The following is a 14,637-nucleotide window of genomic DNA, read 5'->3' as shown; positions in this document are numbered from 1 at the left end:
AGGTCGGCCACGACCCGCGGCAGGGCAGACGGTCCGGAAGAGCTCTCCTCAGCCCTGCACCGCGGCAGACAACCCGGTCAGAGCCTGGTCGATGTGGGCAGGCCATTCGCGGGGGTCGATCCGGTGCACGCCCGACTCCCCCGCGAACGCACTCGAGATCACCACATCGGGTTCCGCCGTCGCCAGCAGGCGCAGACTGTCGGCGAGCGCACGGGCGTCGCTCATCCCCTCGATGTAGCCGGCCCGCCACTTCCCCGAAGCACCGCGGTACAGCGTGTCGCCGGTGAACAGGTAGCGGGTCCCGTCCGCGCCGGGCACCAGATAGCAGATGCTCCCCACCGTGTGCCCGGGCGTCGGAACGATCTCCACCCCGTTGTCGTCCACGTGACGTTCCGTCAGCGGGACGTCGATGCGGGCGTGCCGGCCGACCACATCGGCCTCCGCCGCCGCCGCGTGGAGTCTCGACCCGAAGCGCTCGGCGATCCTGCCGAGCATCGGGCCGGCCTCGTCCTGGTGGGACAGGTACTGGTCGGTGATCCCACCGAGGCGGTCCAGTGCGTCGAAATCGGACTCACCGGCAACCGAATAGAAGAGCACGTTGTTCTTCCCGGTCCACAGATAGGCGTGCGTCCTCAGCCCCGGGAACGGGTTGTCCTCCTGTGTCTCCCACAGATCGGGCAGTACTTGCCGCATCGCGATACCTCCTGGTCGTCGTCCGGTCACCACCACCGTGCAACCTCGAGCCGACTGGAGGTCAAGTGCGTCGGACGGCGAGAGGGGCGGCACCCTCTCGCGGGTGCCGCCCCTCTCGGTACAGCAGGCGCCTGCTCTCACAGGCAGCAACACGTGCCTGCTCTCACAGGCAGCGGACGCTTATCCGGATTCGGACTCGCCCTCGCTGGACTTGGCCAGCGCGACCGCCGGGGTGTCCGGGACCTCGGCCGGCTTCTCGCTCGGCGTGAACGTGAACTTCGCGTTCTCGCCGGCGCCCTCGCCGTCCCAGCCCTCGACGTCGACGAGGACGATCTGGCCCGCGCCGATCTCGCCGAACAGGATCTTCTCGGAGAGCTGATCCTCGATCTCGCGCTGGATCGTGCGACGCAGCGGACGTGCACCGAGCACCGGGTCGAAGCCGCGCTTGGCGAGCAGCGACTTCGCCTTCTCGGTGAGCTCGATACCCATGTCCTTGTTCTTCAGCTGCGTCTCCACACGTCCGATCATCAGGTCGACCATCTGGATGATCTGATCCTGCGTGAGCTGGTGGAAGACGATGATGTCGTCGATACGGTTGAGGAACTCGGGCCGGAAGTGCTTCTTCAGCTCGTCGTGGACCTTGTTCTTCATCCGCTCGTAGTTCGACTGCTCGCCCGTTCCGGCCGAGAAGCCGAGCCCGACGGCCTTCGAGATGTCGGCGGTGCCCAGGTTCGACGTGAAGATCAGCACGGTGTTCTTGAAGTCGACCGTGCGTCCCTGACCGTCGGTGAGGCGACCGTCCTCGAGGACCTGCAGGAGGGTGTTGTAGATCTCCTGGTGGGCCTTCTCGATCTCGTCGAACAGAACCACGGAGAACGGCTTGCGGCGCACCTTCTCGGTGAGCTGGCCGCCCTCCTCGTATCCGACGTAGCCGGGAGGCGCACCGAACAGGCGCGACGCGGTGAAGCGGTCGTGGAACTCGCCCATGTCGATCTGGATGAGCGCGTCGTCCTCGCCGAACAGGAAGTTCGCGAGCGCCTTGGACAGCTCCGTCTTACCCACACCGGACGGGCCGGCGAAGATGAACGAACCGGACGGACGCTTCGGGTCCTTCAGGCCGGCACGCGTACGACGGATCGCCTTGGCGACGGCCTTGACGGCGTCCTCCTGGCCGATGATCCGCTTGTGCAGCTCGTCCTCCATGCGGAGCAGACGCGTGGTCTCCTCCTCGGTGAGCTTGAACACCGGGATACCGGTCCAGTTGGCGAGGACCTCGGCGATCTGCTCCTCGTCGACCTCGGCGATGACGTCGAGATCGCCCGCACGCCACTGCTTCTCGCGCTCGGCACGCTGCGCGACGAGCTGCTTCTCCTTGTCGCGCAGGCTCGCGGCCTTCTCGAAGTCCTGCGCGTCGATCGCCGATTCCTTCTCGCGACGGGCGTCGGCGATCTTGTCGTCGAACTCGCGCAGGTCCGGCGGCGCGGTCATGCGACGGATGCGCATGCGTGCACCGGCCTCGTCGATGAGGTCGATCGCCTTGTCCGGCAGGAAGCGGTCGTTGATGTAGCGGTCGGCGAGAGTGGCCGACGCGACGAGCGCCTTGTCGGTGATCGAGACGCGGTGGTGCGCCTCGTAGCGGTCGCGCAGACCCTTGAGGATCTCGATGGTGTGCTCCACCGTCGGCTCCCCGACCTGCACCGGCTGGAAGCGGCGCTCGAGAGCGGCGTCCTTCTCGATGTACTTGCGGTACTCGTCGAGGGTCGTCGCACCGATGGTCTGCAGCTCACCGCGGGCGAGCTTGGGCTTGAGGATCGACGCGGCGTCGATCGCGCCCTCGGCAGCACCGGCACCGACGAGCGTGTGCAGCTCGTCGATGAACAGGATGATGTCGCCGCGGCTGTTGATCTCCTTGAGGACCTTCTTCAGGCGTTCCTCGAAATCGCCGCGGTAACGGCTGCCGGCGACGAGCGAGCCCAGGTCGAGCGTGTAGAGCTGCTTGTCCTTGAGGGTCTCGGGGACCTCACCGTTGACGATGGCCTGCGCGAGGCCCTCGACGACGGCGGTCTTACCGACACCCGGCTCGCCGATGAGCACCGGGTTGTTCTTCGTACGACGCGACAGCACCTGCATGACGCGCTCGATCTCCTTCGCCCGGCCGATGACCGGGTCGAGCTTGCCCTCGAGAGCTGCCTGCGTGAGGTTGCGGCCGAACTGGTCCAGGACGAGCGACGTGGACGGAGTGCCGGTCTCGCCACGGCTCGTGCCGGATTCTGCGGGCTCCTTACCCTGGTAACCGGACAGCAGCTGGATGACCTGCTGACGCACCCGGTTGAGGTCGGCGCCGAGCTTGACGAGCACCTGCGCCGCCACGCCCTCACCCTCGCGGATGAGACCGAGCAGGATGTGTTCGGTACCGATGTAGTTGTGTCCGAGCTGGAGCGCTTCGCGAAGGCTCAGCTCGAGGACCTTCTTGGCACGAGGAGTGAAGGGAATGTGCCCCGAGGGCGCCTGCTGACCCTGGCCGATGATCTCTTCGACCTGGCTGCGCACACCTTCGAGGGAGATACCCAACGACTCGAGCGACTTCGCCGCCACACCCTCACCCTCGTGGATGAGGCCGAGGAGGATGTGCTCCGTGCCGATGTAGTTGTGGTTGAGCATCCTGGCCTCTTCTTGAGCCAGGACAACGACGCGCCGCGCGCGATCGGTGAACCTTTCGAACATCGCACTCCCTCACACTCTCCGGCCGCCGGTCCGGTACGCCGATCGTCCCGCACCCTGCTGCCGCTCTTAAGCTCCGGCACTCGAGTCGTTCGTCGGAACCTTTCAGAGGTTCCAAGCTCCCACTCCACACTCTAGTGGTCGTGGTATCGACTCGCTTTCCCTCTACCCTTCGGAAGGCGGCGAGAAAACCCGGTTTCAGAAGTTAACGCTGCACGTGGCGGATACGTTTCCGCAAGCTGTACGCCACAAGCGAACAGCGGCAGTGGAAGATCAACGGGCGAAGAATCGCTCGATCCTGCGTCCGAGGCTCCGCGAGGCGCGTTCGGGATCGGCCAGAGCACTTTCTGCGAGGACACTGTCCTCGTCCGACACCGTACCCGGTTCGAACGGCCGCAGCGAACGTCCCGGGCCACGCAACCGTTCGATGGTGGAGATGAGCGAGCCGCCGTCCTTCGTGGCCTCGGCGATCGCTTCGGGGTCGACGTCGAGGTGTTCCGCCGCCAGGATGTTGCGCAGCTCGACGGCCGCGCGGCCGACCGCGTCCCCGGGTTCGGCGGCTTCGATCGCCAGGTCGCATTCGGTGTCGAAGCCCATCGAACGATTGTTCAGGTTCGACGACCCGATCCGCAGCAGCGTCTCGTCCATCACGACGACCTTCGCGTGCACGTAGATCGGCTCACCGCCGGCGGTGACGGGATAGTAAGCGGCGAATCGGCCGTGCACGTCGGCCTCCCACAGCATGTGCAGCAGGGCACGCCGGGCACCGTCCATCGCCTTGCGTTCGAGCCAGCCCTCGGCGTTGCGCGGGATGACCACCACGATCTCGGGGCCGTCCGGTTCCTGCAGTCGTTCGGCGAGCGCGTCCGCGATCCTGCGCGAGGCCAGGTACTGACTCTCGAGGTAGAGGGTGTGCCGGGCCTTCTCGATCACCGACAGGTACAGCGCCTCGATCTCGTGGACGCCGTCCTTCCCGTCGTAGGTGGGCAGGGTGCGAGCGATGCCCACGTCGACACCGCGGAGGGTCGGTTCGAGATCGTCGGGCCAGATCGGTTCCGGCTCCGGCACGGGCTCGATTTCCTCCCCCGTGGCCGCCTTCCACCGGGCGCGGGCCTGGTCGCCGAGGGCCCGCGCGGCATCACCGTCGACAGCGGTCGTCACGTCGTGCCACGGCCCGTAGCGTTTACCGCTCGGCTCGCGCCGGTATTTGCTCCGGTCGGGATGATCCGGGGTGTCCCAGCGGTCGACGGTCATATCGATACCGCCGCAGAAAGCGATGCTGTCGTCGACGACGAGAATTTTCTGATGATGCGCCGCGCCCACGGGATGCGCCCCGTCTATTTCGAAGTGCAAGCGTGGGTCGGTGAGCCAATCGAGCACGAACACCGGCGTCATTCCGCGCGCGAGGGCACTGAACGCACCGATGTTCCACTTGAGGAGATAAATATCGAGATCGGGACGTCGTTCGGGAAGCCATTCGAGGAATTCACCGAGTTTGTTCGGTCCCTCGAGAGTCGCGCCGTCGGGTTCGAACTTGATCCGGGTGTCGAAATCCCATCCGATCAGCATGATGCGCTTTTCCGCGCGGAGCATCGCCGACTTGGCGTGACGGAAATAGTCGGCCGCGTCGACTATGCAGGTCAACCTCTCCGCTCGCGCGATTCGCCAGCAGGTGGAACCAGGTTCGAGCACGGTCTCGGCCATGAGCGGATGCTACTCCCCGACCGCATCGTGCCGGCTCGACCGCACGATCGGGTGGTGTGACGGGCGCCACTGTGTCGCAACCGAACCCGTCCACCGACGACTGCGGGGCGCCGTCCACGGATGGACGACGCCCCACGGACGAGGATGTCGTCAGTGCGCCTTGTTGTACGCCTCGACGATCTCCGCAGAGATTCGGCCACGCGCCGAAACCGGCAGATCGTTGTTCCGTGCCCATTCACGGATAGCGGCCGTCTGCTCGCGACCCGCACTTCCGGATCCGCTCTTGCGCGCAGCCGGCGCAGTTCCGGCCGCGGTCTTGCTCCGCTTACGGCCGCCGACCTTGCGAGCGTGTTCGATCCAGAATTCCAACTGCTCGCGCAGCCGTGCCGCATTGTCCTCGGAAAGGTCGATCTCGTACGTCACTCCGTCGAGACCGAACTCCACCGATTCGTCCGCCGCCGATTCCTGATCCACATCGTCGATCAGGGTGACAGTGACTTTCTTCGCCATGTGGTGTAAATCCTCTCGCATGCGCTTCCCCCCGCGGGACGGGCACCACACTACCCGCCGATTAACGCATCGCAATATGGAGCGGCGAAATCCGATTAACGGGTGTTCGGTCGGACAATCGGGAACAGGATTGTTTCGCGGATTCCCAGACCGGTAAGTGCCATCAGCAGACGGTCGATTCCCATTCCGGTACCGGTGGTCGGCGGCATTCCCTGTTCCATCGCGGCGAGGAAATCCTCGTCGAGGACCATTGCCTCGTCGTCACCTTCCGCGGCCAGGCGCGCCTGGTCGACGAAGCGCTCGCGCTGAATCACCGGATCGACGAGTTCCGAGTAACCCGTGGCGAGTTCGAAACCGCGGACGTACAGATCCCATTTCTCGGTGACCCCGCGCACGGTGCGGTGATCGCGGGTCAGCGGCGACGTCTCGACGGGGAAATCACGCACGAAGGTCGGCTCGTTCAGCTGGTCGCCGCACATGTGCTCCCAGAGTTCCTCGACGAGCTTGCCGTGGCCCCAGCCCTTACCCTCGGGAATCTCCAGACCGACGCGATCCGCGAGAGCCGTCAATTCCTCGAGCGTCGTGTCGGGGGTCACGTCCGCGCCGATCGCCTCGGACAGCGAGGGATACATTTCGAGGGTTTTCCATTCACCCCCGAGGTCGTATTCCGTACCGTCGGCGAGCGTCACCACATGGCTGCCGAAGACCGCGAACGCGACCTCCTGGATGATCTCGCGGATCATCCGAGCCGAATCGTCGTAGGTGCCGTACGCCTCGTACGTTTCGAGCATCGAGAATTCCGGCGAGTGCGTCGAGTCGGCACCCTCGTTACGGAAATTGCGGTTGATCTCGAAGACCTTCTCGATACCGCCGACCACACAGCGCTTGAGGAACAGCTCCGGCGCGATACGCAGGTACAGATCGATGTCGAGCGCGTTCGAGTGCGTCACGAACGGACGGGCCGCCGCGCCACCGTGCAGGGTCTGCAGCATGGGCGTCTCGACCTCGAGGAAGCCACGACGCTCGAGTGCGTTGCGTAGCTCGCGCACCACCGCGACACGCATGCGCGCGTTGCGGCGCGCTTCGGGACGCACGATGAGGTCGACGTAGCGCTGACGCACCCGTGCCTCTTCGTTCATCTCCTTGTGCGCGACCGGCAGCGGACGCAGCGCCTTCGACGCCATGGTCCACGAGTCGGCCATGACGCTGAGCTCACCTCGCCGGGAGCTGATGACCTCGCCGTGCACGAACACGATGTCGCCGAGGTCGACCTCGGACTTCCAGGCGGCGAGCGCCTCCTCGCCGACGCCGGCGAGGCTGAGCATGACCTGCAGCTGGGTGCCGTCGCCCTCCTGCAGCGTCGCGAAGCACAGCTTGCCGGTGTTGCGCGAGAACATCACGCGGCCGGCGACGCCCACGACGGTGCCGGTGGCGGTGTCGGGTTCGAGGTCGGGATACTCGGCGCGGATCTCCGCGAGCGTATGGGTACGCGGGATCTCGACGGGATAGGCGTCCGAGCCCTGTGCCAGGAGCCGTTCGCGCTTCTCGCGGCGGACCCGCATCTGCTCGGGGGTGTCGTCGGGCTGCTGAACGGTGGCATCACTCACGGGTAACCAGACTATCGGACACCCGAGGTCACTATTCCTGCAGATGCGCGCTTTCAGTGAGCGGTGACCCGCGCCACGTCCTGCGCGACGTGCTGGGCCTCGGCGACTGCGCCGACCAGGCGGGCCGCGCGGATGGCGTCGTAGCCTCCGACGAGGTGGGTGACCCTGCGCAGACCCTGCGCGTGCAGTTCGGTGACCACACCGTGCGAGCTCACGCCGTCGGACGAGACGAGGATCCATTCGACGTCGCGGTCGACGGCGAGGGCGAGACGGCCCTTGCCGCTCGGATCGAGTCGCTCGGCGACGAGATCGACGGAGATGGCCAGTGCACCGGGAAGTGTTCCCTGAGCGGCACGTTCGGCGTTCGAGCGGATGTCGACGACGACGGCTCCGCGGGCGACCGCTGCGGACAGTTCGGTGGGGTACGTGCGCTCGACGGCAAGCCGGTGGAAGGCGACCGGAGCAGCGGTGGAAACAGAAGTGGTGGAAAGAAGCGCAGCGCGCATGAGAAAACTCCCAGGAATGTGTTATCGGTCGAGGCGGCGGTCAGCCTCGACAACACTCCTGGGTGCTCATGCAACGGATCACGAAGAACATTTTTACACAGAATGGCGCTCAGCGGAACCCGCAGTTCCGCGTGCCGCTCGTCTCACCTGATTCCGCTCGTACACCAGACGCAGTCCCTCGAGGGTCAGATCCGGCTCGTGGTGCTCGAGAGTGCGCGACTCCGGCATGATCAGCGGCGCACTGTCGCCGGTGCCGATCACGACCACGTCGTCACCGTCGAAACCGGGCACCTCGGCGCAGATCCGCCGCACGATGCCGTCGACCATCCCGGCGAACCCGAAGACGGCCCCGGACTGCATGCACTCGACGGTGTTCTTGCCCAGAACACCTCGGGGACGGAGCAATTCGACCTTCCGCAGTGCCGCCGACCGCGACGCCAGCGCATCCATCGAGATCTCCACACCCGGAGCGATGGACCCGCCGAGGAACTCCCCCTTGCCCGACACGACGTCGACGCACGTGGACGTCCCGAAATCCACGACGATGCACGGGGATCCGTAGAAGTGGTAGGCCGCCAGACTGTTGACGATGCGGTCGGCGCCGACCTCCTTCGGGTTGTCCACGAGCAGCGGCACTCCCGTGCGCACCCCCGGCTCCACCACGACGTGCGGCACCGACGACCAGTAGCGGTCGAGCATGACGCGCAGCTCGCGCAGCACCGACGGCACGGTCGACAGCGCCGCCACCCCGGTGACCTGCTCGGCGGATTCGCCGAGCAGACCGCGGAACAGCAGGGCGATCTCATCGGCGGTCATCCTGGGGTCGGTACGGACGCGCCAGTCGCGCAGCAGCCGCGCGTGCGAGCCGCTGCCCGCGAACACCCCCAGGACGATATTGGTGTTGCGGACGTCGACGGTGAGGAGCACCTCTAGACCAGGGACGGCGAGTCGAGGGTCGACAGCATCCGCGGCGTGATCAGGCCCGAGCCCTCGGGAGCGTGGGCGGGATCGTTGCCGAGCTCGACCTGGCGGTTGTCGGCGTCGACGAACACCACGCGCGGGTTGTAGTCCTTGCACTCCTGCTCGTTCATCACGCCGTAGGCGATGAGGATGACGAGATCGCCGGGGCTGACGAGACGTGCTGCGGCACCGTTGATCCCGATGACGCCCGATCCACGCTCACCGGCGATGACGTACGTCTCGAGCCGGGCGCCGTTGTCGATGTCGACGATGCAGACCTGCTCGCCCTCGAGCAGATCCGCGGCGTCCATCAAATCCTGGTCGACGGTCACCGAACCGACATAGTGCAGATCCGCGTGGGTGACCGTGGCGCGGTGGATCTTCGACTTCATCATGGTGCGGAACATGCTCGTCCTCGGTTTCTTTCTCGTTTCCGAATTCGATCGGTGGGTCAGCGGTTCGTCAGGTTGTCTTCGGCGTCGGGATCCACCGGGCCGGTGGCTCGTTCGAGGAAACCGGTGCCGACGGCGACCCCGACGTTGTCGATGAGGCGTGTGGAGCCGAGCCGTGCGGCGACGAGCAGTCGGCCGTCGCCGCGTTCGGGTGCCGGCCCCAGATCGGCGCCGCGCACCTCGAGATAGTCCACCTCGATCTGCGGGCTCTGCGCGAGCACGTCGCGTGCCGTGGACAGGATCGCCTCGGATCCGCCTGCTGCGGCGTGTGCGCCGGCGACGAGCGCCGCAGACAGCGTGGTCGCGATCTCGCGCTGCTCGGGGTCGAGATAGCGGTTGCGGGAGGACAGTGCGAGCCCGTCCTGTTCGCGCACGGTGGGAACGCCGAGGATGCGGATGTCGAGATTCAGGTCGGCGACCATCTGACGGATCAGGGTGAGCTGCTGGTAGTCCTTCTCACCGAAGAACGCCGTGTTGGGACCGACGATGTTGAACAGCTTCGCGACGACCGTCAGCATGCCCGCGAAATGGCCGGGGCGCGAAGCACCTTCGAGCTCCGACCCGAGCGGACCCGGGTGGATCGTTGTGCGCGGGCCCTGCGGGTACATCGCCGAGACCGTCGGCACGAAGGCGAGTTCGACGCCCGCTTCGCGGAGCAATTCGAGGTCGGCGTCGAGAGTGCGTGGGTAGGCGTCGAGGTCCTCGTTCTTCCCGAACTGCAGCGGGTTGACGAAGATCGACACGACCACAACGGCACCGGTGAGCTTGGCCTGGCGCACGAGTTCGAGGTGACCGGTGTGCAGCGCACCCATCGTCGGCACGAGTGCGACGGTGCGGCCGACGCCGCGCAGAGCCCGGGTGACCTTGGTCAGGCCTGCGGGATCGTGGTGAACGCTCAGTTCACCTCGCACGTATCCGCGCTGTCCTGCTTCACTCACCGTATTCAGCTCCTTCGAGAATTGCCATCAGTTCCGGCTTCGACCCGGTCCGTTGCGCCGATCGCAGCGACAGCGCGCGGTACCCGGCGGCGATCTGCGGGTCGACGGCCTCGAGCGCACGCAGGTGCGCGGCCACGGCGTCGGCATCGCCGCGCGCGACCGGCCCGGTGAGGGCCGAGGGCCCGCGCCGCAGCACGTTGTCGAGCGCCGCGGAGAGCAACGGCTGCAACACCCGCTCGGCGACTCCACCGGGGGCGTCGTCGACGAGTTGCTGGCCGAGCAGTTCCTCCCCCTGCAGGGCGCTGCGCAGCGCCTCGACGGCGTCGGCGACCAGCGTGACCAAGTGGTTGCTGCCGTGCGCGAGCGCGGCGTGGTAGGTCGTGCGCATGGACTCGGGGACGCGGACCGGCTCGCCGCCGATCTCGAGGACGAGAGACTGCGCGATGGCGTAGCCGATCTCGTCGGCGGCCGTGATGCCGAAGCACGCGGAGGAGAGCCGGTCGATGTCCTCGTCATGGCCGGTGAAGGTCATTGCGGGATGGATCGCGAGCGGCACGGCGCCCTGCTCGGTCAGCGGCTCGAGGATCGCGGTGCCGTGGGCACCGGAGACGTGGACGACGATCGTGCCGGCGGCGACCGAACCGGTGGCTGCAAGGCCCTTGACCAGGGACGACAGTTCGGTATCGGGAACGGCGAGAAGAAGGAGATTGCAGCGGCCGGCAACCTCGTCGACCGGCAGGATCTGCGAATCCGGCAGGCGGGTGGCGGCACGGTGACGCGAGACGTCGGAGACGGCCGAGCAGGCCACGACGACATGACCGACGCGTTCGAAAGCTGCGCCGAGTGCAGTGCCGACCCGTCCGGCGGACACGATTCCTACCGACAGGCGCGCAGGCGCGGGTGCGTTGGTGATCCCGAAGGAATTCACGGGAGTCCTCTCGTTCGTTCCAGTCCCGCTCAGCGGGTACCGGACGTTCCGCTCGACAATAGCGCGCGCTTTCCGGGGCTCGCCACGGTCGGGCCGAGTGATCTGCGCCTCATCGACCGAGGTGGGGTGGCCGTGACCTGCCTTGCGGGCGCCCCGCGATCAGCGCTCGGCGGACAACGACGCGAGGATCTCGGCGACCGTCCGGCCCTCGCCGTCGGCGCGACGACGCCGGGAGCGGCGTCCGGACGACTCGTCGTCGTCCTCGTCGTTCTCCTCGGTCGTTTCCGCAGCTCCATCGGCCTTCGCGGCGGTGTCCTTCCCTTCCGCGGGGTCATCGCCCTTCGTCTTCGCTTCGGCCTTGTCTGCGTCCGTTTGCGGGTCGGGGTCGGAGTCGGACTCGTGCTTGCCGGGCTTCTGCGGCTCGGACATCCCGTCCGCCGTCTTCTCGGCGCTCGCGACCTTCGTGTCCCCCGTCTTCGTGTCCCCCGTCTTTGGGTCCACGGCCTTCGGATCCTCGACTTCCGCGTCCTCGATCTCGGCGTCCTCGACGTCCGGTCCTGCGGTCGCCGATGCAGCCGTCGCCTTCCCCGCCGTCGACTTCTCGGCCGTTCCCTTCCCGGTCGCCGTCTTTCCGGTCGCCGTCTTTCCGGTCGCCGTCTTCCCAGTCGCAACCTTGTCCTTCGCCTGTTTCTCGGTTCGCGGTTCTTCGACGCCACCCTTTCCGGGCGTCTTCTCCGACGCCGTCGCCGCGCGCATGGCCGCCTCGACCGATTCGGTCTCCGCGGTGACCGGCTCGTCGTCGGGGGACGCGAAGGCCGGCCCCGACGGACGCGGAGCGGACACCCGCGCCGCCTCGCTCAGCTCACGCAGCTTCTCGGCCTGACCTTCGAGGGCGACGGCGTCGTCGGGTAACCGGCCGTCGAACAACATCTCGAGCGTGCGACGCAGGGTGGCCAGTTCGGTGCGCAGGGCCGCCATCTCACCGGCGTCGAGCTTCAGATCGGCGCGGACCTTCTCCTCGACGCTCAGCTCGTACTCGCGTCGCGCCGCGATCTCCCTCTGCAACTGCAGCTCGTAGACCGTCTTCAGGTCGTCGGCCTTCGCCCGATCGAGCGCCGATTCGCGGCGGTACTTGTTCATCGCGATGGCTCCGACGGTCGCGGCCCACAGAGCGACGACCACCGCGACGCGCAGCAACTGCACGCTCTCACTGAAGATCAACAGCAGCGAGGCGATCATCGCCAGAGCGAGCAGACCGGCCACGATCATCGAGCCGGTACTGCGCCACGGACGGCGATTCCTGTCTGGTCGCGCCGAAGTTGCCATGACCATCAGGGTACTTGGAGGGGTCCACCGATCGGAGCCGGACGACACGCCCTGCCCCACCGCGAAATCCGAGGTCAGAGCGCCGGTTCGTTCGGTTCGTCGGGATCTTCCGGTGTCCGGCAACAGTATTCGAGCCACAGTGCGGCCGCCGCCAATGCGATACCGGCGAGGGCTCCGACGAGCACACCCGAGGTGTCGTCGGTGGCGGCCTGCACGACTCCGCGCTGCGGCACGAGATACAGCAGGAAGCCGGCCCACACTCCGGCGCTCGCGGCACCTACCAACGCGGACGCTTTGGCGAGCGCGACCGCACGCGCCGCGGTGATGGGATGCAGCCTGCCTGGGCCCTCACCGATCTCGTGCTTGCCGACCCGCGACCGGATCATGAATGCCAGGACCACTTCGATGATCGCAACGGGATACAGCGAGGCTCCCGCGTAGACGGGGATGGGCGGCAGCGAGCCGTACATCGTGCGGACGAGCAGCCACGCGACGATCGCTGCCAGCACGGCCAGTGCCAGCAGATCTCGGATTCGGGTCTGTTTCAGCACTCGCTGCGCCCCTAGGCCGTCGGCCCGGTCAGCGTCAGGTCGGTGCGGTGCACACCCTCACGTTCAGCGGCGTCGAGTTCGCCCAGCCACTCGCCGATCCTCAACTGCCGGCCGTCGGCGGTGAGCACCGCTCCGGGTTCGACGTCGAGCCACGGGACGAGCACGAACGCCCGCTGGTGTGCGCGCGGATGCGGCAGGATCAGTTCCGGGTCGTCGCTGCGCACCTCACCGTCGCCGCTGTCGCAGGTCACGACGTCGACGTCGAGGCTGCGCGGACCCCAGCGCTGGATCCGGACGCGTTCTGCGGCCTCCTCGAGCTCCTGACCGAACCGCAGCCAGTCGCGCGGACCGAACGCGGGGTCCTCCGCGACGACGACGGCGTTGAGGAAGTCCTCCTGCTCGACCCCGCCCCACGGTGCCGTCGAGTACACCGCCGAGACGGCGACGGCGCGCTCGCCCAATGCGTCGACGACCGACCGCAGGTGCGCGAGCCGGTCGCCGATGTTCGATCCGATGGACAGCACGGCACGACTCATGAGGCGTTCCCCGTCGCGTCGCTGCGGGAGCGGTCGATCACCACGGCGACGTCGCCGAAGGTCAGCGGGATCGGTGCCGACGGCTTGTGGAGCGTGACCTCCACCCGGGCAACACGCGGGTCGGTGAGTACCTCGTCGGCGATCTCACCGGCGACCGTCTCGATGAGATCGCGACCCGGACCGGCGATGATCGCCGCAGCATGCTCGGCGAGTTCGCCGTAGTGCAGGGTGTCGGTGAGTTCGTCGGACGCCGCGGCCGGTGCGAGATCGAGCCACACGACGATGTCGACGACGAAGTCCTGACCGTCCCGCTTCTCGTGCTCGAAGACGCCGTGGTTGCCGCGGACCGTCAGTCCCCGTAGTTCGATGCGGTCGCTCACGCGTGCACTCCTTCCGCGCTGCCGCGCTGCCAGGCACGCACCACCGCGAGCGCGTCGCGGGATGCCTGCACGTCGTGGACGCGTACACCCCACGCGCCGTGGGTGGCGGCGAGCGCCGAGACGACCGCCGTGGCGACCTCGCGACCCGCGGGCGGGCGGACCGTGCCGTCGGGCGCCGCGAGCAGCGACCCGAGGAACCGCTTCCGGGACGCCCCGATCAGCACCGGGAAACCCAGGTCGGTGAGCTCGGGCAGACGCTGCAGCAACTGCCAGTTGTGGTCGGGTTCCTTCACGAAGCCCAGACCGGGATCGAGCACGATCTTCTCGGAGTCCACGCCTGCGGCCACCGCGATGTCGACCTGTGTGAGCAGCTCGTCGCGGACATCGCGGACGACGTCGTCGTAGTGCGTCGAACCGCCCGCGTGGACGAATTCGCCGAGGGGACGCCAGTGCATGAGGATCCACGGCACCCCGGCCTCGGCGACCACCGCGGCCATGTCGGTGTCGGCACGCCCACCCGAGACGTCGTTGATCATCGTCACCCCGGCCTCGATCGCCGCCTCGGCGACCGAGGCACGCATCGTGTCGACACTTGTGGGGATACCCGCCTCCGACAGGGCCGCGATGACCGGCGCCACCCGGGACGCCTCGACCTCCGGGTCGACGCGCACCGCGCCCGGCCGGGTGGACTCGCCACCCACGTCGACGATGTCGACGCCGAGCTCGCGCAGCTCGAAGCCGCGGGCTATCGCGGTCTCGCGGTCCAGATAGCGACCGCCGTCGGAGAAGGAATCACTGGTGACGTTCAGTACGCCCATCACGACG

At 67.2% G+C, this 14,637-nt stretch carries 15 protein-coding genes; all 15 read right to left on the bottom strand.

Annotation, left to right across the window (positions count from 1 at the left end):
* Positions 1–48 precede the first annotated feature (48 nt).
* A complete protein-coding gene (locus C6Y44_RS02515; protein ID WP_159416833.1) occupies positions 49–693 on the bottom strand; it encodes an MBL fold metallo-hydrolase in 645 nt (214 codons plus the stop codon).
* A 180-nt stretch (positions 694–873) separates the two neighbouring features.
* Positions 874–3,417, bottom strand: coding sequence for an ATP-dependent Clp protease ATP-binding subunit (locus C6Y44_RS02510; RefSeq protein ID WP_120281267.1), 2,544 nt, complete (start codon positions 3,415–3,417; stop codon positions 874–876).
* Between the two features lie 270 nt (positions 3,418–3,687).
* Positions 3,688–5,118 (bottom strand): phospholipase D-like domain-containing protein, encoded by a 1,431-nt coding sequence (locus tag C6Y44_RS02505; RefSeq protein ID WP_159416834.1) that lies wholly within the window; start codon positions 5,116–5,118, stop codon positions 3,688–3,690.
* 150 nt (positions 5,119–5,268) lie between these two features.
* Positions 5,269–5,628 (bottom strand): histone-like nucleoid-structuring protein Lsr2, encoded by a 360-nt coding sequence (locus C6Y44_RS02500; RefSeq protein WP_006550504.1) that lies wholly within the window; start codon positions 5,626–5,628, stop codon positions 5,269–5,271.
* A gap of 95 nt (positions 5,629–5,723) precedes the next feature.
* The gene (lysS, locus tag C6Y44_RS02495) at positions 5,724–7,190 is read right to left on the bottom strand and encodes a lysine--tRNA ligase (RefSeq protein ID WP_225623803.1); all 1,467 of its coding nucleotides are present in this window, start codon (positions 7,188–7,190) and stop codon (positions 5,724–5,726) included.
* Positions 7,191–7,288: 98 nt separating this feature from the next.
* Positions 7,289–7,741, bottom strand: coding sequence for a rhodanese-like domain-containing protein (locus C6Y44_RS02490; RefSeq protein ID WP_159416836.1), 453 nt, complete (start codon positions 7,739–7,741; stop codon positions 7,289–7,291).
* Positions 7,742–7,834: 93 nt separating this feature from the next.
* Positions 7,835–8,668, bottom strand: coding sequence for a type III pantothenate kinase (locus C6Y44_RS02485; protein ID WP_159416837.1), 834 nt, complete (start codon positions 8,666–8,668; stop codon positions 7,835–7,837).
* 2 nt (positions 8,669–8,670) lie between these two features.
* Positions 8,671–9,108 (bottom strand): aspartate 1-decarboxylase, encoded by a 438-nt coding sequence (gene panD, locus C6Y44_RS02480; RefSeq protein ID WP_060653532.1) that lies wholly within the window; start codon positions 9,106–9,108, stop codon positions 8,671–8,673.
* A gap of 44 nt (positions 9,109–9,152) precedes the next feature.
* Entirely contained in the window at positions 9,153–10,091 is a 939-nt protein-coding gene (gene panC / locus C6Y44_RS02475; RefSeq protein WP_159416838.1) for a pantoate--beta-alanine ligase, read from the bottom strand.
* Positions 10,084–11,019, bottom strand: a complete 936-nt coding sequence (locus tag C6Y44_RS02470) for a Rossmann-like and DUF2520 domain-containing protein (protein WP_159416839.1) — start codon at positions 11,017–11,019, stop codon at positions 10,084–10,086. The genes panC and C6Y44_RS02470 overlap by 8 nt, the downstream gene beginning before the upstream one ends.
* 159 nt (positions 11,020–11,178) lie before the next feature.
* Positions 11,179–12,345, bottom strand: coding sequence for a DUF6779 domain-containing protein (locus tag C6Y44_RS02465; protein WP_192378621.1), 1,167 nt, complete (start codon positions 12,343–12,345; stop codon positions 11,179–11,181).
* Positions 12,346–12,419: 74 nt separating this feature from the next.
* The gene (locus C6Y44_RS02460) at positions 12,420–12,896 is read right to left on the bottom strand and encodes a DUF3180 domain-containing protein (protein WP_159416840.1); all 477 of its coding nucleotides are present in this window, start codon (positions 12,894–12,896) and stop codon (positions 12,420–12,422) included.
* 11 nt (positions 12,897–12,907) lie between these two features.
* Positions 12,908–13,432 carry a 2-amino-4-hydroxy-6-hydroxymethyldihydropteridine diphosphokinase gene (gene folK / locus C6Y44_RS02455; RefSeq protein WP_159416841.1) on the bottom strand — a complete coding sequence of 175 codons (525 nt, stop codon included), beginning with the start codon at positions 13,430–13,432 and terminating at the stop codon, positions 12,908–12,910.
* Positions 13,429–13,812, bottom strand: coding sequence for a dihydroneopterin aldolase (folB, locus tag C6Y44_RS02450; protein ID WP_159416842.1), 384 nt, complete (start codon positions 13,810–13,812; stop codon positions 13,429–13,431). The genes folK and folB overlap by 4 nt, the downstream gene beginning before the upstream one ends.
* On the bottom strand, positions 13,809–14,630 hold the full coding sequence (folP, locus tag C6Y44_RS02445; RefSeq protein WP_174247090.1) for a dihydropteroate synthase: 822 nt from the start codon (positions 14,628–14,630) through the stop codon (positions 13,809–13,811). Before folP ends, folB begins: the two co-directional genes overlap by 4 nt.
* Between the last annotated feature and the right edge of the window lie 7 nt (positions 14,631–14,637).

This window comes from Rhodococcus rhodochrous (assembly GCF_014854695.1).
In the GTDB taxonomy this organism is placed as follows: Bacteria; Actinomycetota; Actinomycetes; order Mycobacteriales; family Mycobacteriaceae; genus Rhodococcus.
Note: the sequence above shows the minus strand (reverse complement) of the source record. Positions and strands in the feature narration are given on the sequence as shown.